This is a genomic window from Streptomyces kurssanovii, from assembly GCF_040677245.1.
Taxonomy (GTDB): Bacteria; Actinomycetota; Actinomycetes; order Streptomycetales; family Streptomycetaceae; genus Streptomyces; species Streptomyces kurssanovii.
This window is the reverse complement of record NZ_JBFAQK010000066.1, coordinates 21,973-42,628: the sequence shown is the minus strand read 5'-3', so window position 1 is coordinate 42,628 and position 20,656 is coordinate 21,973. Positions and strand designations below refer to the sequence as shown.

Below are 20,656 nucleotides of genomic sequence, written 5' to 3'. Positions count from 1 at the left end.
TATTCTACCGCCTCCCCCCTATATCTAAACTTCCTTTTTAACATTTTTCCCCTCCACCCCGATGTGCGCTCCCGTGGCGTCCCCGGGCCGTGGCCCGGGGACGGGCCTGGTCAGCCCTTCCAGCAGCGGATCACCGAGCCGTCCTTCACCTCGAAGTTCAGCCGGCCCGCCACGTACTCCATGGTGATGATCGAACCGGGCGGCAGCGCTCTGACGGTCGACCAGCCCCGCTCGCGGGCCTGCTGCTCGGCCGCCGCGGCGTCGAGGCCGACGTACGACTCGGGGTTGTCGTCGGGCTGTGCGGGAGGGGTCGGTATGGGTGCCATGCTCACCACCGTAGGCGGCAGCGGACGGTGACGGAAGCCGGGACGGCCATGACCCCAGCAGCCCCACATACCCCGGGGGTCACGCTTCTGTCACAGCTTCTCGACACATGATCGCTTCGAACTCGTTCACCCGAACGGGCTCTTCGGGTGCGTTCATGTGTCATTCGGCACGCGACTGTGGATCATGGCCAATTGCTTTCCATCGGCCCATGGGATTCCGGTGAATTCCGGTCGGCGAGGCAATTCACCCATCGCGAGTGATTCACGTTTCCTTTACAGAATTCACAGAATCCTCCGGCTCCACCGGCTCTTCCGTACCGAGGGCACGCGAGAGCCGGTCACGGATCGTCCGGACGTGCCCGGTCAGTTCCGGCGGCTCGACCACCTCGAAGTCGACGCCCAGGAGCATCACGTGGACCACCATCACATCGAGGCTCGCGGCCCCGGTGCGCAGCAGACAGCGGCGGTCGTCCACCGCCTCCAGCACCCCGGCGGACGGGCCGATGATCCCGGCCGCCTGCTCGGCGGAGGTGTGCAGCAGGATGACCGCGTGGGCCGCGTACGCGCCGATCGAGACGCCTTTGGAGACGTAGGCCGCGAGGTCGTCGGCCGGGGGCGTCCGCGGGGCGAAGCGGGGGCCGTGGGGCGGCTTGGGGACGATCCGGTCGGCCCGGAACGTACGCCAGTCGCCCCGCTCCACGTCCCAGGCGACGAGGTACCAGCGGCGCTCCGTGCACACCAGCCGGTGCGGCTCGACGGTTCGGCGGGTCGTGGCGCCGTCGTGGTTCCGGTACTCGAAACGCAGTCGCTCGCTGTCCCGGCAGGCGTTGGCCAGCTCGGTCAGCACACCGGGGTCGACGGTGGAGCCATGCTGCCCGCGCAGCATGGGAACGGTGAAGGCGTTGAGCGCGCCCACCCTCCGGCGCAGCCGGTTCGGCAGCACCTGCTCCAGCTTGGCCAGCGCCCGTACGGACGTCTCGCCGATGCCCTCGATGCCTTGCCCGGCCGCCGTGCGCAGGCCGACGGCAACGGCGACGGCCTCCTCGTCGTCGAGGAGCAGCGGCGGCAGTTCGGCGCCCGCGCCGAGCTGGTAGCCGCCGCCGGTGCCGGGGCTGGCGTTGACCGGATAGCCGAGTTCGCGCAGCCGGTCCACGTCCCTGCGGACGGTCCGGGGCGTGACACCGAGCCGGTCGGCCAGGTCGGCGCCGGACCATTCGCGGTGGGCCTGGAGCAGGGACAGCAGGCGCAGCAGTCGTGCCGAGGTCTCCAACATGCGAGGAGTCTGCCAGGCATTGCGGACAGCTGCTGTCCGCGATAGTGAAACCCCGTCGGCCGCTGCGGGTGGTCAGCCGGCCGGGGTGACGCGGACGCAGAGGTCGTTGTCGCCGGTGTAGCAGGGGGCGACGGTGTGCCCGGCGAGGCGCTGCTTCGGATAGACGAAGATCGACTTCTTGTCCCAGACGTCGTCCAGGATGCGGGAGATCCGCACCGGGGCCGCTCCCGCGGCCGGCCGCAGCCACAGCTCCCACAGCCGTTCCTCGCCGGCGCCGGCCTCCTCGGCCAGCGGCCCGTACGGCAGGGTGAAACCGAACGCACCCCCCTCGCCGGTGACGGGCACCTCGTGCGTCCCCTCCCCCGCCCGGAGCCGGGCCTGCGCCACCGGGCCGTCGCCCAGCTCCGCCCCGTACAGCACGCCCGTCACGGACATGGCGCCCCGCTCGGGGGCGAAGGCGAGCTCGCCGGCCTCGGCGTGCGGTGCCCGCCGCCAGCAGCGCAGCGCGAGCCGGCCGTCGGCGGTCGGGTACGGCACGCGTACGGCGACCGGGCCGGACGCCGGTGCCCGGTCCACGAGGACCCGCAGGTCACGGATGCCGGGCTGCACCGCCTCCCCCGTCTCCGTGTACGCGTCCCAGCGGCCCTCGGCGAGCTGCGCCGTGGCGGGCAGCACGGCCCGTGCGGGTGCGCCGTCGTCCGGGGGTGTCAACGGCAGCCGCAGCTCGTCCGCCGCGCCCTTGCCACCACGCCGTCTCAGCACGAGGACCGTGCCGAGGGCCGCCGGGCCGGAGACGTCGAAGGTGATGCCGCCGTCGCTCGCGGCGAGGCAGTCGGCCCGTGGCGCCGGACGCTCCTCGGCCGTCGTCGGGGTGCTCATCCGCTCTTCCTCCCCCTGCGGATCAGGTCCGCGGCAACGTAACGCAGTGCGTAGGCCCCGTCGTACAGCGAGCTCCTCCCCCGGTGCAGCGCCTCCCGCAGCGCGCCGCGAGAGCGCCCGCTCTCGCCGCGGGCGACGAGCTCGGTGAACAGCGCCTCGTGGTGCTCCGCGATCGGCGCGGGATCGAACCGCGCGGAGGAGACCAGCGCGGCACGGCCCGCGCTCCGGCGCAGTTCGTCGTCGCCGATGAGCCGGAGCAGCGCGTCGGCGATCGCGTCCACGTCGCCGACCGGGACCAGCAGGCCGTCCACGCCGTCGTCGATGATCTCGCGGGGTCCGTGCGGGCAGTCGGTGGAGACGACGGGCAGGCCGCAGCGCATCGCCTCGACGATCGTCATGCCGAACGACTCCAGGCTGGAGGTCACGGCGGCGACCGAGCCCTTCACCCACTCCGGCTCCAGCGGGTTCGCGGGGCCCATGAGGAAGACGTGGTTGTGGAGGCCGCGTTCCTCGATGAGGTCGCGCAGCGCCTGCTTCTCGTTGCCGGTCGCGTCACCGCTGCCGTAGATCCGCAGCCGCCAGTCGGGGCGGGCGGCGGCGACCTTGGAGAAGGCCTTGATCAGCAGGTCGTAGCGTTTGACCCTGGTGAGGCGACCGGCCGCGACGACCCACTTGGCGGTGCAGTCGGCGGGGGCGACGCCCGGGGCCGGCACGCTGTTGGCCACGGCCTCGATGCGTACGCCGGGCAGCTTCAGCCGCTCCCGGTAGGCACGCGCGTCGGCCTCCGTGACGGTGGTGACGGCGTCGAGCAGGGCGTAGCGGTGGCCGATCTCACGGCGCAGGCGGTACCCGTGGCTGTCGAGCGTCAGGTGCTCCTGGCCGACGCGCACGACGCCGCGGCGGGTCTGCCGGGCGATGTGGACGTTGAGGCCCGGCCGGGTGCCGACGACGATGTCCGCGTCGAGCGAGGCCAGGTGGGCGGCGATCCGGGCGTCGGTGAGGCGGCTGTACTGCCGGTGCCGGCCGTCGCCGCGGGGAAAGACCTTCGCGGGGAGCCGGGCGAGCGGGTCGTCACCGTCGTAGCCCGGGCTCTTCTTCCGCAGGTCGACCAGATGCTTCATGGTCACACCGGCCGGGGCGCCCATGGTCGGCCGGTCGCGGTGGCGGAAGACCGAGACGATCTCCACGTCGTGCCGTTCCGCGAGCGCGCAGGCGAGGTTGAACGTCGTACGGATCGTCCCGCCGATGCCGTAGGCGTTGTGGAGCAGAAATGAGATGCGCATGGCGCCCCCGCGTTCCCCCCTGGTCGCGCGAATGCCCTCCTGGTCAGGAGGTCTGACGCAAAACTCTAACCGCCTACCGGGGGCGGTACGGGATCTGCGGTACGTCGTAGCAGTTCCGGCTCATGTCGCCACCTTGGGTGACCCAGCCCCGGCCGTCCTGCCAGCGCGCGACGGACAGGCAGGCCCGCCGCGAGGCGGGCGGCTCGTCGAGGGGCCGGTACGAGACGGGAAGCAGCAGTCCGCGCGCGGTGTACGGCTCGGGGCGGTTCAGATAGCGCTCGACGCAGGCCCTGGTGAGGTCGCCGGCGCAGGACTTCGCCGCGTCGGTGAACCACATCGCCGCCGCCCAGCCCTCGAGCTGCCACTGGGACAGCTCCTTTCCCCGCAGTGCCTGCCGGAACTCACGCACGGCGGGGTGGCCGGTGTCCTCGTAGTTGCGGCTCGAGCCGGTCGCCCACAGGGCGTTGCGGCAGCCCGGGGCGTCCTTGTAGTCGCGGGGGACGGCGGAGTTCCAGTTCTGCACGTTGGTGACCTTGGCGGTGACGCGGGTGCCGACCTCGTCCATCGCCTCGCACAGCTGCGCGTTGCCGTGCGCGTCCAGGGCGTCGAACACCAGGTCCGCGCCGCTGCGCCCGATGTCGGCTGCCACCGCCCGGAAGTTGGGCAGTGCGAAGTCCAGTTGCTCGGACACCACGCGGTAGCCCTCCGCCTCCAGGCCCCGGGTGATCAGCCGGGCGTAGGCGGCGGACGACGCCTGGTTGTAGGAGACGACCGCGGCGGTGCGGGCGCCTACGGCCTGCTTGAACCAGCGGTAGACCTCGGTGCCGCCGTAGAGGACGCCGTCCCAGCCCGGTTCGCCGCCGGTGCGCGGCGCCTGGCTGCCGTAGATGCCGTAGAGGTGCGGATAGGTGTCGTAGGCAGGGCCGATCGGCTGGCCGCCGATGTCGGGGACGTCGGCGCGGGACACCCGCGACGCGGCGGCGTAGTCGAGGACGGTGGTGGCGACGAGGGCGAAGACCTTCTTCTCTTCGACCAGGCGCTGCACGCACTCGTTGTTGCCCGCGCCGCTGCCGCCGTCGTCGCAGGTGACGACCTCGACGCGGCGGCCGTCGAGGCCGCCGCGTGCGTTGAGTGCGTCGAAGTAGGCACGGGCTCCCTGCCCCGGCCCGTCGAAGGCGGCGCCGCCCACAGGGCTCGTGGCGCTGGTGATGACACCGACGCGGACGGGCTCACGTGCGCTCTCGCCAGGCGCCCGTGACGTTTCGAAGGCGCCTTCGGGCAGCCGGCTGCCGCACGCCGTCGCCACGGTGAGGAGCGCCGCGACGAGCAGCGCCTCAGCAGCCCGGAACAGCGCCGGCATTCGGGCTGAGCTCCACCAGGGCGCACAGAGCCTTCTGGGACACCTTCCAGGTGTCGCCCTCGAGCACGGCCGTTCCCTTGGCGTCCGGCAGGGCCGTGTTGCCGTCGACCATGAGGTTGTAGGTCACGGTGGCCCGGGTGGCCGACGTGAACTGGACGCCGGTCACCTCCGCGGACGCCCGCGCGGCGTTCTTGTCCTTGGCGAAGGCCATGAGGACGGGGCGCAGCGCCTCGCCGTTCTCGAGGAGCTTCACCTTCTCGTCCGCCGGCACGGCGGGGTCGAAGAAGGCCGTCCAGTTCTTCTTGATCTGCTGCTCGGCCGCCGCCGGGTCGGCGGGTTCCGCACCGTCCGTGGGGCTCTCGGGAGTGGCTGCGGTCGTCGGGGGCGACGTGGCCGGCCCGGAGCCGCCGTCGCCGTCGTCCCCGCACGCCGCGGCGAGTGGTCCGAGGACGAGAACCGCTGCGGCGGCCCAGGCCGCGGGTCCAGAGTTCCTTGTGCTGAACATGTCGCTCACCACCCGTTTCTCGGTTTCCAGCGTCCGACGGTTCGGGGCATAGTGCAAGAAAGGAGGCGTTTCGATGCCGACGTCCCGACTGCTGTGGTGGGGTGGGATCGCCGCTGCCGCCTGCGGTGCTGTGCTGTGCGTCGTCGGCTGGTACGGCGTCTCCGGCGAGCGGGTGGCCGAGCGGCAGCTGCCGTATCTCGCGTCCGCCACCGTTCCGGGGTCGGCGCTCCTGGTGGCGGGTGCGGTCCTGATCGCGGCCGGAGCCGTGCGGACGGGGGGTGTCGCGGCAGAGGGCGGCCCGCCAGGGCCGGGTGACGTCCCGTCGGACGACGACGGCTCAGGAACCGTCCCCGCCGACGTGGCCCCGCCGCCGGGCCCCCCGCGGGACGGGCCCTCCTCGGACGGGCCTCCGCTGCGGGTGCCGGGCGGCACCCTGGCGCACCGGCCCGACTGCCCCCTCGTCGCGGGCAAATCCGAGGCCCTGCCGGCCGGTGACGCGGAACTCGAACCCTGTCCGGTGTGCGAGCCGTGGCCTCCCTGACCTACGACCTCACTCTCGCGGGGCTGGCCGTCGGCAGCGCCGCCGCGCTGACCGGCATCGGACTGATCGTCACCTACCGGGCGACCGGCGTGCTGAATCTCGCGCACGGCGCGATCGCGATGGTGTGCGCCTATGTGATGCGGCAGTTCGCCGTGGAGTGGGACTGGCCGGTGCCGCTCGCGGCGATGGTGACGCTGCTCGTGGTCGCCCCCGGGATCGGTCTGCTGCTCGAACGGCTCGTCTTCCGGCCGCTGTCGGTGCCCTCGCCCGACCCGGCCCGGACGCTGGTCGCCTCGATCGGCGTCTTCGTGCTGCTGGTGGGCGCGGCGGCGCTGCTGTGGGGCGAGGGGGCGCGGGCCGACGCCCCGGTGCTGCTGCCGGACAGTCCGTGGGTGCAGCTGTCGGCCGTCGTCCTGCTGGCCTCGCTGGTGACGGCGGTGACCCGGTGGTCCCGGTTCGGCAGGGAGCTGCGCGCCGTCGTCGACAACCGGACGCTCGCGGCGCTCGGCGGCATCGACGCGGACCGGGTGGCGGCGGCCGGGTGGGCGTTCGGGTCGTTCACCGCGGGGCTGACGGGCGTGCTGCTCGCTCCGTACGTACGGCTCGACCCGTACGGGATGCCGCTGCTGGTCGTCGAGGTGATCGCGGTCGCGGTCGTCGCACGGATGCGGAGCCTGCCCGTCGCGATCGGTGCGGCGCTGGCGATCGGGGTGGCCCAGGCGCAGATGGCGCGGCTGCACCCGTCCGGCTGGGCGGAGCCCCTGGTCCAGGCCGTGGAGGCGAACCTGTTCGTGGTGGCGCTGCTGGTCGCCGCCCTGGTGCTGCCCGGGTTCGGCGGTGCGACGGCGTGGGCCGCGACCGCGGCCGTACGGGTCCCGCGGCCCGTGTGGCTGATCGCCGGCATCCTTCTGCTGCTGCCGCTCGGTTTCGCCGGCACGGACCTGCAGACAGCGGTCCAGGTACCGGCCCTGGCGGTGGTGCTGCTGTCCCTCGTGGTGGTCACCGGACGCGGCGGGCAGATCTCGCTGGGGCAGGCCGCGTACGCGGGCCTCGGAGCACTGTTCACCGCGCTCCTGGCGGCGGGGCGGTTCCCCGGCTTCCCCGAGCTGCCGGAGCTCGTGGCGCCCGCCGCCGCCGTGGTGCTGGTCACGCCGCTCGGGCTGCTCACCGGATGGCCGGCGATCCGCCGGCACGGGCTGGCTCTGGCGCTGGTCACGCTGGCGGTCGGGGTGGCGGTGAGCCGGTTCGTCTTCGCCCAGCCGTACGCGACGGCGGGCCTCACCGTGTCGCGGCCCCCGGCCCTGGGATCGGACCGGGCGTACTACGTGGTGGAGCTCGCGGTGCTGACCTGTGCGCTGCTCGCGGTCGCGGCGCTGCGCCGGGGCCGCACGGGGCGGGCCCTCGCGGCACTGCGCGACCACGAGGAGGGCGCGCAGGCGGCGGGCGTCGCGGTACCGGCGCTGAAGCTCTTCGCCTTCTCGTCCGGCGCGGCGCTGGCCGCGCTGGGCGGCGGACTGCTGGCGATGGGGGTGCGGGCGTTCGATCCTGCGGCGTTCGATCCGGTGCGCGGCCTGCTCTGGTTCGCGGCGGTGTTCGTCATGGGCGCGGACAACCTCCTCGCGCCGTTGCCGGCGGCGGCGCTGCTCGTCGCGCTGGACGCGGGGACACGGGGCGGCGTCGCGGCCGTGGTGATCGGCCTCCTGGCCGTCCTCGTGGGCCACGGCCGTCTCCGCCTGTGGGCGGCGGGGCCCGCCGCTGCTCGGTCTCGCGCGGCGGGCGGCGCGGCGCGGGCACGAGCGGCAGGCGCCGCGGCGCGGGCACGAGCGGCAGGCGCCGCGGCGCGGGCAGGCGCGGGTGCCAGGGGGTCGGCCGGTCCCGCCCGGCCCCGGACCGGAAACCCCGCGCCGCGTGTACGCAGGGCGCGGGGAGCGGCCGCGGGAGGGCTCAGCGCCGAGGGGCTGCGTGTCGCGTACCAGGGGCGCTGTGTCGTCGACGGGGTGGACCTCGTCGTGGCTCCCGGCCGGATCACCGCGCTCGTCGGGGGCAACGGGGCGGGGAAGAGCACCCTGTTCCACTGCCTGTGCGGGTCGCTCAGGCCGGACGCCGGGCGGGTGCGGCTCGACGGGGCCGACATCAGCCGCCGGTCCGCGCACGCACGGACCCGGCTGGGGATCGCGAGGACGTTCCAGCAACTCGCCGTCTTCCCGTCGCTGACCGTCGAGGAGAACGTCCGTCTCGGGGCCGAACAGGGCCGGCACCGGGACACGTCCGCCGTCGAGCCCGTACTGCGGCTGCTCGGTCTGGACGGACCGGTACGGCGGCTCCCCGCCGCCGGCCTGCCGACCGGTGTGCTGCGCCGGGCCGAGCTCGGGCGGGCGCTCGCCACCCGGCCCCACACGCTGCTGCTGGACGAGCCGACCGCCGGCCTCGACACCGCGGAGACGGAGGCGCTCGCCCGCATCCTCCGGGCGCTGGCCGCGGACGGGACCGCCGTTCTCGTCGTCGAACACGATCCCGGTTTCGTCTCCGGCCTCGCCGGCACCGTGCACGTCATGGAAGCGGGGCGGCTCGTGCGATGACCCTCGCCATGGAACTGCGCGACGTGCGGGTGCGGTACGGCCCGCTGGAGGCCCTGCACGGCGTACGGCTCCCCGTACCGGCCGGGGCGCTGACGGTGCTCCTCGGCCGCAACGGCTCCGGCCGTACGACCGTGCTGCGCGCGCTCGCCGGCACGGTGCTCCCGGCCGCCGGGTCCGTGGTGCTGCACGGGCGGGACGTGAGCCGGCTGCACGCGCGGCAGAGGGCACGCCTCGGTGTGTGCTTCGTGCCCGACGTCGGCGCGGTGCACGGCACCCTGACCGTCGGGGAGAACCTCGAACTGGCTGCCGCGGGAGGTGATTTCGGCCAGGCCCTGGACGGCTTCCCGGCGCTCCGGCCGCTGCTCGGCCGCACCGCGGGCACACTGTCCGGCGGCGAGCAGCGGATGCTCGCCGTCTCCCGGGCCCTGCTGGCGCCCGCCGGGGTCGTCCTGCTCGACGAGCCCGCGCAGGGCATGGCCCCCGCGGTGGCCGCCCGAACCTACCGGCTGCTGCGCGGGCTCGACGCCGCAGTCGTCGTCGCCGAGCAGCGGCTCCCGCAGGCCCTGGCGCAGGGGCCCGGCGCCCCGGTGGTCGTGCACGAACTACGGCGCGGCTCCCTCGTGTTCAGCGGCGAGCCGGGCGAACTCACCCCGGCCGGGCCCGGCCCGTCGGCCACCCACCGCCCGCCGTGACCGACCGGGCGTACGGCCCGACGTGACGCGGCACGGTTCGATTCGTTGCCGTTTCACGCGTGACCCCCGCGACTGATCGCACGTTGAACCTTCGTGCCGGGACCCGCCCGGCACACCTGATCAAGTCCGAGGAGCCACCCGTGCCGCGCATGCTCGACGTCAGCGAGGACGTACGCGCCGAGATCGGCGACGAAGAAGCCGACCGGCTGCTCGCCGGCCTGAACGCCCCGGGCAGCTACGACTGCACCTCGTGCCGCACTCCGGGCGATTCCGACCAGGAGCGGACCAGCACCGTGCTGTTCGTGGGCGACGAGACGGCCGTGCTCGCCTTCGCCCACGCCACCTGCATCCCCTCGCAGGTGGTGCAGGTCGCCGAGGACCAGCTCCAGGGCGCCGTCCGCTCGATCACCGGCGAGGAGCCGCAGATCCCGGGCGCGGCCCCGCAGCAGGCGGTGCTCGGTGTCACCAGCGGCCTCATCCTCCTCGACGGCGACGTGCACCCCGCCCTCGTGGTGGAGCCGACCGCGCCGATCGCCCGCCCGGGCACGACGGGCCACGGCGGCGACGACTTCCTGCCGCTCCTGATCGAGCAGGGCTTCCTGCCCGTCGGGGACGTGAACCGGCGCCCGTCCCAGCTGCCCGGCTGGTCGGTCCTGATCGCCATGGGACAGCTGCACGCCGTGCTCCAGCCCGGTACGGGCGGTGGCAGCCCGGTCGCCTGGTGGCAGGCGCACCAGCCGCTCCAGGTGACCGAGGGCTGGCGGACGGCCGCCAACAAGACGAACACCGTCCTGGTCTACGCCGCCCCGGTCGGCTCGATCGGCCAGCAGCCCCGGGAGGACCTGCTGCGGGACGCGCTGGAGAAGGCGGCGGCCAACGGCCGTCTGGTCGCCGCGGCGATGCCGCTCGCCGGCACCTGAGCCGCCCGGACGCCGCACGGATCCGTCCCGCGCCCGGACGCCGCGGGGATCCGTCCGCCGACGCCAGGGACCACAGGCGTGCCGGCCGACCGGCCCGGCGGGCACAGACGTACGCCGGGGCCGCTCTCCTGCCCCGGCGTACGTCCGCGCGCGCCGGCGACGGCGCGTACCGTCCCCCGGAAGAATGCAGCTCGCCGCAGCCCGCATCCGTGGGACTGCGGCGTCGTTGCAGGTACGTGCACTCATACGACCCCTCCCCCCAGCCCTTCCAGAGCCAGATCCCTTCCATGCGCCCCGCGCGCGACGGTTCGCCGGGCCGTTCGGCCACGCCGATCTACGACGCGCTGTACTCCGAGTACCTCAGGGCGTTCAAGACGCTGCCGGGTGACCGCAGCGGGGAGGAGGATCTGGACTTCAAGGGGTTCGGGGCGGGGCTGCACGGCGTCCGCGGCGGTTTCCTCGGCTACGGGAGCCATACGAGCCACTCAGGACACACAAGCGGCCACTCCGGCTACTCCACCGGCCATGTGAGCCCCGCCGGTCAGCAGGGCGGCAGGCACTCGCACCAGACCGGCCGGCACGCGGTCCACCAGCCCGCGGCGCTGCCCCCGGCTCCCCGCAAGGGATCCTGACCGGCCGTCGGCGAACGCCGCTGCCCCCGGACCACGTACACGGTCCGGGGGCAGCGGCGTCATGCCTCGTGGGCTACTTCTTGCGGCCGCGCTTCTCCCGCACCCGCACCGAGATGTGGATCGGGGTCCCCTCGAAGCCGAACTCCTCGCGCAGCCGGCGCTCGACGAAGCGGCGGTAGCCGTGCTCGAGGAAGCCGGACGCGAACAGCACGAACCGCGGCGGCTTGGTGCCGGCCTGCGTGCCGAACAGGATGCGCGGCTGCTTGCCGCCCCGGATCGGGTGCGGATGCGCGGCGACGATCTCACCGAGGAACGCGTTCAGCCGGCCGGTCGGGACACGCGTCTCCCAGCCCGCCAGCGCCGTCTCGATCGCCGGGACCAGCTTCTCCATGTGGCGGCCGGTGAGCGCGGAGACGTTCACCCGGGGCGCCCAGGCGACCTGCTGCATCTCGGTCTCGATCTCGCGCTCGAGGTAGTAGCGGCGCTCCTCGTCGAGGTCGTCCCACTTGTTGTAGGCGACGACGATCGCGCGGCCGGCCTCGACGGCCATGGTGATGATGCGCTGGTCCTGGACGCTGATGTTCTCCGTCGCGTCGATCAGGATGACCGCGACCTCCGCCTTCTCGACGGCGGCGGCCGTGCGCAGCGAGGCGTAGTAGTCGGCGCCCTGCTGGAGGTGGACGCGCTTGCGGATACCGGCGGTGTCGACGAACTTCCAGGTCACGCCGCCGAGTTCGATGAGCTCGTCGACCGGGTCGCGGGTGGTGCCCGCGAGCTCGTTGACGACGACGCGCTCCTCGCGGGCGACCTTGTTGAGCAGCGACGACTTGCCGACGTTCGGACGGCCGATCAGGGCGATCCGGCGGGGACCGCCGACGGCGGTGCCGAAGGTCTGGGCCGGCGCCTCCGGCAGGGCCTCGAGGACGGCGTCGAGCATGTCGCCCGTCCCGCGGCCGTGCAGCGAGGAGACCGGGTGCGGCTGGCCGAGGCCGAGCGACCACAGGGCCGTCGCGTCGGCCTCGCCGCTGGGTCCGTCGACCTTGTTGGCGCAGAGCACGACGGGCTTGCCGGCGCGGCGGAGCAGCTTGACGACCGCCTCGTCGGTGTCGGTCGCGCCGACCGTCGAATCGACGACGAAGACGACGGCGTCGGCGGCCTCGATGGCGTACTCGGCCTGCGCGGCGACGGAGGCGTCGATGCCGAGGACGTCCTGCTCCCAGCCGCCGGTGTCGACGACCTTGAAGCGGCGGCCGGCCCACTCGGCCTCGTAGGTGACGCGGTCGCGGGTGACGCCGGGCTTGTCCTCGACGACCGCCTCACGGCGGCCGATGATGCGGTTGACCAGGGTCGACTTGCCGACATTCGGGCGGCCGACGACGGCGAGGACGGGCAGCGGGCCGTGCCCGGCCTCCTCGATCGCGCCTTCGACGTCCTCGACGTCGAAGCCCTCTTCCGCGGCGAGCTCCATGAACTCCGCGTACTCGGCGTCGCCGAGCGCTCCGTGGTCGTGCTGGTCGTTCATGAAGTCCGTTCCTCGTTCGTCACTGGACCGTGTCAGTTGCGCGGTCCATTACTCAAGTCTGTCCTAGCGCCCGGTGAGACGCTTCGCGTCCGCCAGGTGGGCGGTCAGGTGCTCCTGGATGCGCACCGTCGCCTCGTCGAGCGCCTTGCGCGTGCGGCGTCCGCTGCCGTCCCCGGCCTCGAACGCGTCGCCGAAGACGACGTCCACCTTGCTGCGCAGCGGAGGCAGTCCCTTTATCAACCGTCCGCGGCGCTCCGTGCTTCCCAGAACCGCGACCGGGACGATCGGGGCGCCGCTGCGCACCGCGAAGTACGCCAGGCCGGCACGCAGTGAGGCGAAGTCACCCTCGCCACGGGTGCCCTCGGGGAAGATCCCGAGGACACCGCCGTTGTCCAGCACGCCGAGCGCGGCCGTGATGGCGGTGCGGTCGGCGGTCGTACGGTCCACCTTGACCTGTCCGATCCCGATGAGGAACGGGTCCAGGGGGCCGACGAACGCCTCCTTCTTGATCAGGAAGTGCACGGGCCTGGGCGCGGTGCCCATCAGCATCGGCCCGTCGATGTTGTGCGCGTGGTTCACCGCGAGGATGACCGGCCCCGCTGCCGGGACCCGCCACGCGCCCAGGACGCGCGGCTTCCACAGTCCGTACATCAGCCCGATGCCGATGCCCCGCCCGACGGCCGCGCCCTTCGGTGAGGGAACGGTCACCGGGCGGCCTGCTTCCGCGTGCCGTCGGCCGCGCCCCGCTTCTCCTCGACGAGGGTGACGACGCACTCGATGACCTGCTGGAGAGTGAGCTCAGTGGTGTCGACCTCGACCGCGTCGTCCGCCTTGGCGAGCGGCGAGGTCTTACGGCTGGAGTCCGCCGCGTCCCGCTTGATCAGGGCTTCACGGGTGGCCACGACGTCGGAGCCCTTGAGCTCACCACTGCGCCGGGCCGCCCTGGCCTCCGGCGACGCCGTCAGGAAGATCTTCAGGTCGGCGTCGGGCAGGACGGTGGTGCCGATGTCACGGCCCTCGACGACGATGCCCTCCTTGGCGGCCATCGCGATGGAACGCTGCAGCTCCGTGATCCGGGCGCGCACCTCGGGCACCGCGCTGACCGCGCTGACCTTGGCGGTGACGTCCTGCTCGCGGATCGGACCGGAGGCGTCGAGACCGTCGACGGTGATCGTCGGTGCCGAGGGGTCGGTGCCGGACTCGATCACGGGCTTCCCGGAGGCGGTCGCGATCGCGGCGGGGTCGGACACGTCGATGCCGTTGCTGATCATCCACCAGGTGATCGCGCGGTACTGCGCGCCGGTGTCGAGGTAGCTCAGCCCCAGCGCGGAGGCGACGGCCTTGGAGGTGCTCGACTTGCCCGTGCCGGAGGGGCCATCGATGGCGACGATCACGGATTCCACGGTGTCGGACACCTTCCTGGTTCGTGGGAGTGGGCACGGCCGGAGTGCCGAGGGGCCCAGCACAAGGTTACCGAGTGCGGACGACCACTTCTGCACCCGTACGCCGGGGCCCCGGAGCGGCCCCTTGACACGGCCCACGGACGCTACCCCCGGGCCGGCCGCCGCCAGGCGGGCCGGCCCGGCCCCCGCCGGTGCCCCGTCCGGGACGCGGTCCGGCCGCCGGCCCGGCTACTGGCGGATCGACCAGCCCCGTTCCCGCAGCGCGGCGGTGAGCAGCGGCGCCGCCGTGGGCTCGACCATCAGCTGGACGAGACCGGCCTGCTGCCCGGTCGCGTGCTCGATGCGGACGTCCTCGATGTTCACACCGGCGCGGCCGGTGTCGGCGAAGATGCGCGCCAGCTCGCCCGGCTGGTCGCTGATCAGTACGGCGACGACCTCATAGGCGGCCGGTGCCGTGCCGTGCTTGCCCGGGACCCGTACCCGGCCGGCGTTGCCGCGCCGCAGGACGTCCTCGATGCCTTCCGCGCCGTCCTGGCGCTTGGACTCGTCGGAGGACTGCAGGGACCGCAGCGCGCGGACCGTCTCGTCGAGGTCGGCCGCGACGCCGGCCAGCACGTCGGCCACCGGCCCGGGGTTAGCGGAGAGGATCTCCACCCACATCCGGGGGTCGGAGGCCGCGATCCGGGTCACGTCGCGGATGCCCTGACCGCACAGCCGTACGGCGGTGTCGTCGGCGTCCTCGAGGCGCGCGGCGACCATCGAGGAGATCAGCTGCGGGGTGTGGGAGACGAGGGCGACCGCCCTGTCGTGGGCGTCCGCGTCCATGACGACGGGCACGGCACGGCAGAGGGCGACCAGCTCGAGAGCGAGGTTGAGGACCTCGGTGTCCGTCTCCCGCGTCGGGGTCAGCACCCAGGGGCGGCCCTCGAAGAGGTCGGCGGTGGCGGCCAGCGGGCCGGAGCGTTCCTTGCCGGACATCGGATGCGTGCCGATGTAGGCGGACAGGTCGACGCCCATCGCCTCGAGCTCCCGGCGGGGTCCTCCCTTGACGCTGGCCACGTCGAGGTAGCCGCGGGCCACACCGCCGCGCATGGCCTCGGCCAGCGTGGTGGCCACATGCGCCGGCGGCACGGCGACGACGGCGAGGTCGACGCGGCCCTCCGGCTGCTCGTCGGTGCCGGCTCCGAGCGCGGCGGCGGTGCGGGCACGCTCGGCGTCGTGGTCGACGAGGTGCACGGCGACGCCGCGTCCCGCGAGGGCCAGCGCGGCGGACGTGCCGATCAGTCCGGTTCCGATGACGAGCGCGGTTCTCACTGGGCGATGTCCTTGCGGAGGGCGGCGGCTGCGCCGAGGTAGACATGGGCGATCTTCGACCGGGGCAGGTCGGACTCGACGTGCGCGAGGATGCGGACGACGCGGGGCATGGCCCCGGCGATGTCGAGTTCCTGCGCGCAGATCAGCGGCACGTCGACGATGCCGAGCCCGCGCGCCGCGGCGGCGGGGAAATCGCTGTGCAGGTCGGGGGTGGCGGTGAACCAGACGCTGATCAGATCGTCGACGGCCAGGCCGTTGCGCTCCAGGATGGCGGTGAGCAGCTCGCCGACCTGCTCGCCCATGTGTCCGGCGTCGTCCCGTTCCAGCTGGACGGCTCCGCGGACCGCTCGTACCGCCACGTCGTGCTCCTTCGTTCTCAACCGCCGGTCTTGCCGACCGGGTGCTCCGTTTCAGCGTAGTCAGCAGGCGGCGGGGCGGCCGCGGCGACCGCTCCGCGAGACGGAACTCCGCGGGCCGCGGGCCGTCCGGTCCGGCTTCCGCGGGGACGGACGGCGCGTGGAGGCGCACACTGGGCCTGGGCCGACGGGCGGACACGACTGCCCGGTTGCTTCTTCTCCGCCCGTTCGGGGGCCAGGATGCTCGTGCCCCGGGCGGTCGGGGCGACGAACAGAGGAGAGTGTCATGGACACGAGCCGACGGACGGTCCTCGCGGTCGGCGCGGCGGGCGCGGCCGCGCTGGTGGCGGGATGCGGGGACGGAGGAGGCGGGGAGGACCCGGCCACCCGGCCGCCGGACGCCACGCCGACGGAGCCCGGGCAGGACTCCCCCGCCCCCGGCGGCGAGGAGCTCGCGAGGACGGCGGACATCCCGGTCGGCGGCGGCAAGGTCTTCGCCGACAAGAAGATCGTGGTGACGCAGCCGGAGTCCGGCGACTTCAAGGCGTTCTCCGCGGTCTGCACCCATCAGGGCTGCACGGTCGCGAACGTCTCCGACGGGACCATCAACTGCCTCTGCCACGGCAGCAAGTTCGGCCTCGCGGACGCCGCCGTGGAGGCGGGCCCCGCCACGAAGCCGCTGCCGCCGGAGCAGATCACGGTCTCCGGGAACTCGATCCGGCGGGGCTAGACCCTCACGTAGCCTCTCGGGCATGACGCCGCTGACACTTGTCCGCGACCACACGGTCTACTCCTGTGTCATGGGGTCGCGCGCCTTCGGGCTGGCCACCGATGACAGCGACACCGACCGGCGCGGGGTGTTCCTCGCTCCCACTCCGCTGTTCTGGGGCTTCGAGAAGCCGCCGACGCATGTCGAGGGGCCCGCCGAGGAGCAGTTCTCCTGGGAGCTGGAGCGCTTCCTCGAGCTGGCGCTGCGCGCCAACCCGAACGTGCTGGAATGCCTGCACTCCCCCATCGTCGAGCATGTCGACGACACCGGCCGCGAACTGCTGTCCCTGCGCGGGGCCTTCCTGTCGCGCCGCGCCCACGAGACGTTCGTCCGCTACGCGACGGGCCAGCGCAGGAAACTGGAGGCGGACGTGCGGCAGCACGGCGCTCCGCGCTGGAAGCACGCCATGCATCTGCTGCGTCTGCTGGGCAGCTGCCGTGATCTGCTGCGCACGGGCGAGCTGGTGATCGACGTGGGCGCGGACCGTGAACGGCTGCTCGAGGTGAAACGGGGCGAGGTGCCGTGGGACCGGGTCGAGTCCTGGATGACCCGCCTCGCCGACGAGGCGGACACGGCCGTGACCGTCTCCCCGCTCCCGCCCGCCCCGGACCGGGCCCGGGTGGAGGACTTCCTGGTACGGGTCCGGAGGGCGTCGGCGGGCTGAGAGGTGACCGGCCGCGTGCCCGGGCACGACCGAGGCCGGTCGTGGCTCAGGCGTCCCAGAGCGCACCCAGCGTCACGAGCTCCCCGCGGTACTCGATCCGGTCCGCCCACTCACGCGGCCAGGCGCCGGCGCCGAGGTGGGCGCCCGCGAACGCGCCCGCGAGGCAGGCGATCGAGTCGGAGTCGCCCTTGGTGCAGGCGGCCCGGCGGAGCGCCGTGACGGGCTCCTCGGGGAACATCAGGAAACACAGCAGGCCCGTGGCGAGCGCCTCCTCCGCGATCCAGCCGTCGCCGGTGGCCAGGCAGGGGTCGAGCTCCGGTTCCGGTGAGCGCACGGCCACCGCGAGCCGTTCGAGGATCTGCAGGCACTCGTCCCAGCCGCGCGCGATGAACGCCTCGGGCGTCGCGTCGTGCGAGTAGGTCCACAGGTCGCCGAGCCAGCGGTGCAGGTACCGGCTGCGGTTCTCGTACGCGTACGAGCGCAGCTGGCCCACCAGTCCGGTCGGCTCGGCCCCCTGCGCCAGCAGGAACACCGCGCGGGCCGTGAGGTCGCTCGCGGCGAGGGCCGTCGGGTGGCCGTGGGTGAGCGCGGCCTGCAACTGCGCCGCGCCGGAGCGCTGTTCCTCGCTCAGGCCCGGTACGAGGCCGACGGGTGCGACGCGCATGTTGGCCCCGCAGCCCTTGGAGCCGATCTGGCTGGCCGCCTGCCACGGAAGGTCGCTGTCCAGCTTCTGGCAGGCGACCAGGCAGGTGCGGCCGGGGGCCCGGTTGTTCTCCGGCGAGTGGTACCAGTCGACGAACTCCTCGCGGACCGGCCTGACGAGCCCGGAGGCGACGAGCAGGCCGCGCGACATGGCCGTGCGGATGCCGCGCGCGAGGGCGAGGGTCATCTGGGTGTCGTCGGTGACGATCGCGGGCGTGGGGAGTTCCATCTGCCGCCACGGCCCGCACTTGGCGAGAATGGCCGGCACGTCGTTGAACTCGGTCGGGAAGCCGAGGGCGTCGCCGAGCGCGAGCCCGGTGAGCGCCCCGGTGGCGGCCTGCTTGGTGATGGTCCTGGTGCTCCTCGTCGTGGTCATGTCTGCTGCCGTCCCTCGGGTCGCAGGAGTGGTGGGTGCAGGGCGGACGCGGCTCCCGCCCGGTAGAGCGCGGCCGGTTTTCCGCGGCCGCCGGTGCGGCGCGGTTCGCCCTCGACGGCCTCGACGAAGCCGGGGGTCGCCAGCACCTTGCGCCGGAAGTTGGGGCGGTCGAGTTCGACGCCCCAGACGGTCTCGTACACCTGCTGGAGCTCGCCGAGTGTGAACTCGCGCGGGCAGAAGGCGGTGGCGAGACAGGTGTACTCGAGCTTGGCGCCGATGCGGCCGTGCGCGTCGGCGAGGATCGTGTCGTGGTCGAAGGCGAGGGGCGCGGCCGAGGAGAGCGGTGTCCAGCGGGCGTGCGCCGCGTCGCCGCCGCCGCGCGGCTCCGGCAGGTCCGGCACGAGCGCGGTGTAGGCGACGGACACCACCCGCATCCTCGGATCGCGGTCCGGGTCGCTGTAGGTCCGCAGTTGCTCGAGGTGGAGGTCGGCGGCGGTCTGCTCCGTCAGGCCGGTCTCCTCGGCCAGTTCTCGTCGCGCGGCGGCTTCCGCGGACTCCCTGGGGAGCAGGAAGCCGCCGGGCAGCGCCCAGGCGCCGCGGTAGGGATCCTGGCCGCGCTCGACCAGGAGGACGTGCAGCCGGCTCTCCCTGACCGTGAAGACGGCGAGGTCGACGGTGACGGCGAACGGTTCGAAGGCGTACGGGTCGTAGCCCGCCGGACGGGTGTCGCTCATCGCTTCTCCGGGAGGGGCTCGGCGAGGTCCCAGCCCTCGGCGATCAGCGCGTCCACGGCGGCCACCGCGGTGGCGAGCCGCCGCTCGTGCGGTCCGGTGAGCTCGACGGTGCGGCGTCCGCTGCGGGCGAGCTCCTCGCGGAAGCGGCCGGTCATCCAGGGCCGCAGGTGCTCGCCGTCGCGCAGTCCGTCGTCCTCGAAGTCGACGCCCGTGTGGTCGGTCAGCAGCCACAGGTGCTGGCGGCGCGGCTCGGGGGCCACCGGGTAGGGGCCGCCCATGTACCGCTCGTGCCAGATCGTCGTGGCGAACGCGTCGGTGTCGCAGAGGACGACGGGCGAGCCGGTCCGCGCGGCCTGCTCCTCGAGCACCGCCTGCCGCCGTGCGATCAGCGGGAACTCGTCGGAGGAGAAGGTGACCTCGTCCCAGCCGGCGCCCGGCCGCCGTGCCCGCAGGGCGGCCAGCTTGTGCTCGCTGAACTCCCGTCCGTACTCGGCCACACAGCGGGTCTGCGCCCATACTCCGCCGCGCCGCCGGTAGTGCTCGGCGAGCGCCCGGGCCATCGTGGTGGTGCCGGTGGACTCCGCCCCGAGGACGACGACGCGCCGGGCGAGGGCGGCGCGCACCGGCGGCTCCAGGAAGTCCCAGCAGCCGACGGGGTCCTTGCGCACGGCCGTACCGGAGACCGGGAAGACGCTCCGGTCGGGGTCGACGCAGACGGCGTCGGCGCCGAAGCGGCAGCCGAGCTCCGCGCCGTACGCCTCCGAGGTGAAGACGGCGTGCACGCGGCCGGGGACGGCGGCGCGGAAGACGGCCATGTGCGCGTCCCACACGTCGGGGTCGTGCACGTCCACCGGCGTCTCGTCCATGGTGCCCACGACGCGCACCCCGGGGTGCACTTCGCGCATCCACGCCACGCGGTCGGCCAGCGGGATCGTCTCGACGGACGAGGCGCACACGAGGACGGTGAGCCGTTCGCAGCGGTCGGCCGCCGTCCGTACGAGATGGTGGTGGCCGGCGTGCGGCGGATAGAACTTGCCGAGGACCAGGCCGTGTCCGTAGCGCCTCATACGGCCACCGCCACACGCCGGAGGGTCACGTCGCGCGACCAGCCGCGCAGCCCGGCGACGCACAGTGCCATGAAGCCGATGTAGAGCAGCGACGTGAGATAGAGCTCCTTGTACGCGTACAGCGGCACGTACACCACGTCGGCGGCGATCCACAGCCACCACGACTCCAGGCGCTTCCGGCACTGCCCGTACGTCGCCATCAGCGACAGGGCCGTCGTCAGCGCGTCCCAGAAGGGGACGGTGGAGTCGGTGGCGCGGTCGAGGAGGAGGGTGAGGGCGAGTGTCCCCACCACCCCCGCCGCGAGCAGCCAGGTCCACTCGGTGCGGGTGGTGCGCCGCACCGGGAGGACGGAAGAGCCTGGTCCACCCCCGTGGGTCCAGGTCCACCAGCCGTAGGCGGCGAGGGTGATGAAGACGACCTGCAGGCCGGCGTCGGCGTACAGGCCCGCCTGGGTGAAGAGAAGGATGAAGAAGACGTTGTTGGCGATGCCGATCGGCCAGTTCGCGATGTGCTGGCGGGCCACGAGCCACACACAGAGGGCGCCGCTGCCGAACCCGAGGAACTCGGTCCAGCTCACCGGGGTCCCGAGCACGGTGAACAGCGGCTGCTGCAGGGGCCCGAGGATGTCTGCGAGACTCACGCCCGCCTCCTTAATAGTCATGTTGACTATAAAGCACCCGCGACGACCGCCACAAGGCTTTTACGACGGCGAAGGGCCCGTGACCTGGCAGGTCACGGGCCCTTTTTCGTACGTTTGT

The 20,656-nt window shown here is 73.3% G+C and carries 22 protein-coding genes; 7 read left to right on the top strand and 15 right to left on the bottom strand.

Translation table 11 applies throughout. The features are described from left to right. Nucleotides 1-110: 110 nt before the first annotated feature. From AB0K36_RS30230 to AB0K36_RS30205, 6 genes are all read right to left on the bottom strand, one after another. Complete coding sequence (locus AB0K36_RS30230; RefSeq protein ID WP_364600358.1) at nucleotides 111-326, bottom strand: I78 family peptidase inhibitor; 216 nt, start codon at nucleotides 324-326, stop codon at nucleotides 111-113. A 262-nt stretch (nucleotides 327-588) separates the two neighbouring features. After that, nucleotides 589-1,599: a helix-turn-helix transcriptional regulator gene (locus AB0K36_RS30225; RefSeq protein ID WP_364600356.1), complete on the bottom strand. Its 1,011-nt coding sequence runs from the start codon at nucleotides 1,597-1,599 to the stop codon at nucleotides 589-591. Nucleotides 1,600-1,671: 72 nt separating this feature from the next. Then, nucleotides 1,672-2,478, bottom strand: a complete 807-nt coding sequence (locus AB0K36_RS30220) for a hypothetical protein (RefSeq protein ID WP_364600354.1) — start codon at nucleotides 2,476-2,478, stop codon at nucleotides 1,672-1,674. Further along, nucleotides 2,475-3,761 (bottom strand): glycosyltransferase family 4 protein, encoded by a 1,287-nt coding sequence (locus AB0K36_RS30215; RefSeq protein ID WP_364600352.1) that lies wholly within the window; start codon nucleotides 3,759-3,761, stop codon nucleotides 2,475-2,477. Before AB0K36_RS30215 ends, AB0K36_RS30220 begins: the two co-directional genes overlap by 4 nt. A 73-nt stretch (nucleotides 3,762-3,834) precedes the next feature. After that, on the bottom strand, nucleotides 3,835-5,121 hold the full coding sequence (locus AB0K36_RS30210) for an ABC transporter substrate-binding protein (protein WP_364600351.1): 1,287 nt from the start codon (nucleotides 5,119-5,121) through the stop codon (nucleotides 3,835-3,837). Then, nucleotides 5,096-5,626, bottom strand: coding sequence for an MTB12 C-terminal domain-containing protein (locus tag AB0K36_RS30205; protein WP_364600350.1), 531 nt, complete (start codon nucleotides 5,624-5,626; stop codon nucleotides 5,096-5,098). The genes AB0K36_RS30210 and AB0K36_RS30205 overlap by 26 nt, the downstream gene beginning before the upstream one ends. 73 nt (nucleotides 5,627-5,699) lie before the next feature. Between AB0K36_RS30205 and AB0K36_RS30200 the strand changes: the two genes are divergently transcribed. The 5 genes from AB0K36_RS30200 to AB0K36_RS30180 all read left to right on the top strand — a co-directional run bounded on the left by AB0K36_RS30200 (nucleotide 5,700) and on the right by AB0K36_RS30180 (nucleotide 10,990). Further along, nucleotides 5,700-6,167, top strand: a complete 468-nt coding sequence (locus AB0K36_RS30200) for a hypothetical protein (protein ID WP_364600348.1) — start codon at nucleotides 5,700-5,702, stop codon at nucleotides 6,165-6,167. Then, a complete protein-coding gene (locus tag AB0K36_RS30195) occupies nucleotides 6,155-8,746 on the top strand; it encodes an ABC transporter permease subunit (RefSeq protein WP_364600361.1) in 2,592 nt (863 codons plus the stop codon). Before AB0K36_RS30200 ends, AB0K36_RS30195 begins: the two co-directional genes overlap by 13 nt. Continuing rightward, nucleotides 8,743-9,438 carry an ATP-binding cassette domain-containing protein gene (locus tag AB0K36_RS30190; RefSeq protein WP_364600347.1) on the top strand — a complete coding sequence of 232 codons (696 nt, stop codon included), beginning with the start codon at nucleotides 8,743-8,745 and terminating at the stop codon, nucleotides 9,436-9,438. Before AB0K36_RS30195 ends, AB0K36_RS30190 begins: the two co-directional genes overlap by 4 nt. A gap of 140 nt (nucleotides 9,439-9,578) precedes the next feature. Beyond that, a complete protein-coding gene (locus tag AB0K36_RS30185; RefSeq protein WP_159693370.1) occupies nucleotides 9,579-10,358 on the top strand; it encodes a DUF8842 C-terminal domain-containing protein in 780 nt (259 codons plus the stop codon). Between the two features lie 287 nt (nucleotides 10,359-10,645). Next, a complete protein-coding gene (locus AB0K36_RS30180; RefSeq protein ID WP_364600345.1) occupies nucleotides 10,646-10,990 on the top strand; it encodes a hypothetical protein in 345 nt (114 codons plus the stop codon). 73 nt (nucleotides 10,991-11,063) lie between these two features. On the opposite strand, the gene der is transcribed toward AB0K36_RS30180, so the two are convergent. The 5 genes from der to aroH all read right to left on the bottom strand — a co-directional run bounded on the left by der (nucleotide 11,064) and on the right by aroH (nucleotide 15,588). Next, nucleotides 11,064-12,512, bottom strand: coding sequence for a ribosome biogenesis GTPase Der (gene der, locus AB0K36_RS30175; protein ID WP_037775082.1), 1,449 nt, complete (start codon nucleotides 12,510-12,512; stop codon nucleotides 11,064-11,066). A gap of 63 nt (nucleotides 12,513-12,575) precedes the next feature. Beyond that, nucleotides 12,576-13,286 carry a lysophospholipid acyltransferase family protein gene (locus AB0K36_RS30170; protein ID WP_435877962.1) on the bottom strand — a complete coding sequence of 237 codons (711 nt, stop codon included), beginning with the start codon at nucleotides 13,284-13,286 and terminating at the stop codon, nucleotides 12,576-12,578. Continuing rightward, nucleotides 13,217-13,927 (bottom strand): (d)CMP kinase, encoded by a 711-nt coding sequence (gene cmk, locus AB0K36_RS30165; protein ID WP_189473536.1) that lies wholly within the window; start codon nucleotides 13,925-13,927, stop codon nucleotides 13,217-13,219. The genes AB0K36_RS30170 and cmk overlap by 70 nt, the downstream gene beginning before the upstream one ends. A 216-nt stretch (nucleotides 13,928-14,143) precedes the next feature. After that, the gene (locus tag AB0K36_RS30160; protein ID WP_364600342.1) at nucleotides 14,144-15,229 is read right to left on the bottom strand and encodes a prephenate dehydrogenase; all 1,086 of its coding nucleotides are present in this window, start codon (nucleotides 15,227-15,229) and stop codon (nucleotides 14,144-14,146) included. After that, nucleotides 15,226-15,588, bottom strand: coding sequence for a chorismate mutase (gene aroH / locus AB0K36_RS30155; RefSeq protein ID WP_005319263.1), 363 nt, complete (start codon nucleotides 15,586-15,588; stop codon nucleotides 15,226-15,228). The genes AB0K36_RS30160 and aroH overlap by 4 nt, the downstream gene beginning before the upstream one ends. Nucleotides 15,589-15,871: 283 nt before the next feature. Here aroH and AB0K36_RS30150 point away from each other — a divergent pair, with 283 nt between their 5' ends. Beyond that, nucleotides 15,872-16,315, top strand: a complete 444-nt coding sequence (locus AB0K36_RS30150) for a Rieske (2Fe-2S) protein (RefSeq protein WP_364600341.1) — start codon at nucleotides 15,872-15,874, stop codon at nucleotides 16,313-16,315. Between the two features lie 22 nt (nucleotides 16,316-16,337). After that, nucleotides 16,338-17,018, top strand: a complete 681-nt coding sequence (locus AB0K36_RS30145; RefSeq protein WP_364600339.1) for a nucleotidyltransferase domain-containing protein — start codon at nucleotides 16,338-16,340, stop codon at nucleotides 17,016-17,018. A gap of 46 nt (nucleotides 17,019-17,064) precedes the next feature. On the opposite strand, the gene AB0K36_RS30140 is transcribed toward AB0K36_RS30145, so the two are convergent. Genes AB0K36_RS30140 through pnuC form a run of 4 tightly spaced genes read right to left on the bottom strand, consistent with a single transcriptional unit; the run spans nucleotide 17,065 to nucleotide 20,538 of the window. Next, nucleotides 17,065-18,096, bottom strand: a complete 1,032-nt coding sequence (locus AB0K36_RS30140) for an ADP-ribosylglycohydrolase family protein (protein WP_364600337.1) — start codon at nucleotides 18,094-18,096, stop codon at nucleotides 17,065-17,067. Further along, entirely contained in the window at nucleotides 18,093-18,830 is a 738-nt protein-coding gene (locus AB0K36_RS30135) for an NUDIX hydrolase (protein ID WP_189473541.1), read from the bottom strand. The genes AB0K36_RS30140 and AB0K36_RS30135 overlap by 4 nt, the downstream gene beginning before the upstream one ends. Next, nucleotides 18,827-19,897, bottom strand: coding sequence for an AAA family ATPase (locus AB0K36_RS30130; protein ID WP_364600335.1), 1,071 nt, complete (start codon nucleotides 19,895-19,897; stop codon nucleotides 18,827-18,829). The genes AB0K36_RS30135 and AB0K36_RS30130 overlap by 4 nt, the downstream gene beginning before the upstream one ends. Next, entirely contained in the window at nucleotides 19,894-20,538 is a 645-nt protein-coding gene (gene pnuC, locus AB0K36_RS30125) for a nicotinamide riboside transporter PnuC (RefSeq protein WP_364600333.1), read from the bottom strand. The genes AB0K36_RS30130 and pnuC overlap by 4 nt, the downstream gene beginning before the upstream one ends. Nucleotides 20,539-20,656: the final 118 nt, after the last annotated feature.

Excerpts from the sequence above, each read along its gene's own strand:
- der (WP_037775082.1), bottom strand. The coding sequence starts at position 12,512 with ATGAACGACCAGCACGACCACGGAGCGCTCGGCGACGCCGAGTACGCG.
- AB0K36_RS30220 (WP_364600354.1), bottom strand. The coding sequence starts at position 2,478 with ATGAGCACCCCGACGACGGCCGAGGAGCGTCCGGCGCCACGGGCCGAC.
- AB0K36_RS30145 (WP_364600339.1), top strand. The coding sequence starts at position 16,338 with ATGACGCCGCTGACACTTGTCCGCGACCACACGGTCTACTCCTGTGTC.
- AB0K36_RS30230 (WP_364600358.1), bottom strand. The coding sequence starts at position 326 with ATGGCACCCATACCGACCCCTCCCGCACAGCCCGACGACAACCCCGAG.
- AB0K36_RS30140 (WP_364600337.1), bottom strand. The coding sequence starts at position 18,096 with ATGACCACGACGAGGAGCACCAGGACCATCACCAAGCAGGCCGCCACC.
- AB0K36_RS30135 (WP_189473541.1), bottom strand. The coding sequence starts at position 18,830 with ATGAGCGACACCCGTCCGGCGGGCTACGACCCGTACGCCTTCGAACCG.
- AB0K36_RS30190 (WP_364600347.1), top strand. The coding sequence starts at position 8,743 with ATGACCCTCGCCATGGAACTGCGCGACGTGCGGGTGCGGTACGGCCCG.
- AB0K36_RS30210 (WP_364600351.1), bottom strand. The coding sequence starts at position 5,121 with ATGCCGGCGCTGTTCCGGGCTGCTGAGGCGCTGCTCGTCGCGGCGCTC.
- AB0K36_RS30150 (WP_364600341.1), top strand. The coding sequence starts at position 15,872 with ATGGACACGAGCCGACGGACGGTCCTCGCGGTCGGCGCGGCGGGCGCG.
- AB0K36_RS30180 (WP_364600345.1), top strand. The coding sequence starts at position 10,646 with ATGCGCCCCGCGCGCGACGGTTCGCCGGGCCGTTCGGCCACGCCGATC.
- AB0K36_RS30225 (WP_364600356.1), bottom strand. The coding sequence starts at position 1,599 with ATGTTGGAGACCTCGGCACGACTGCTGCGCCTGCTGTCCCTGCTCCAG.
- AB0K36_RS30130 (WP_364600335.1), bottom strand. The coding sequence starts at position 19,897 with ATGAGGCGCTACGGACACGGCCTGGTCCTCGGCAAGTTCTATCCGCCG.
- AB0K36_RS30205 (WP_364600350.1), bottom strand. The coding sequence starts at position 5,626 with ATGTTCAGCACAAGGAACTCTGGACCCGCGGCCTGGGCCGCCGCAGCG.
- AB0K36_RS30215 (WP_364600352.1), bottom strand. The coding sequence starts at position 3,761 with ATGCGCATCTCATTTCTGCTCCACAACGCCTACGGCATCGGCGGGACG.
- AB0K36_RS30200 (WP_364600348.1), top strand. The coding sequence starts at position 5,700 with ATGCCGACGTCCCGACTGCTGTGGTGGGGTGGGATCGCCGCTGCCGCC.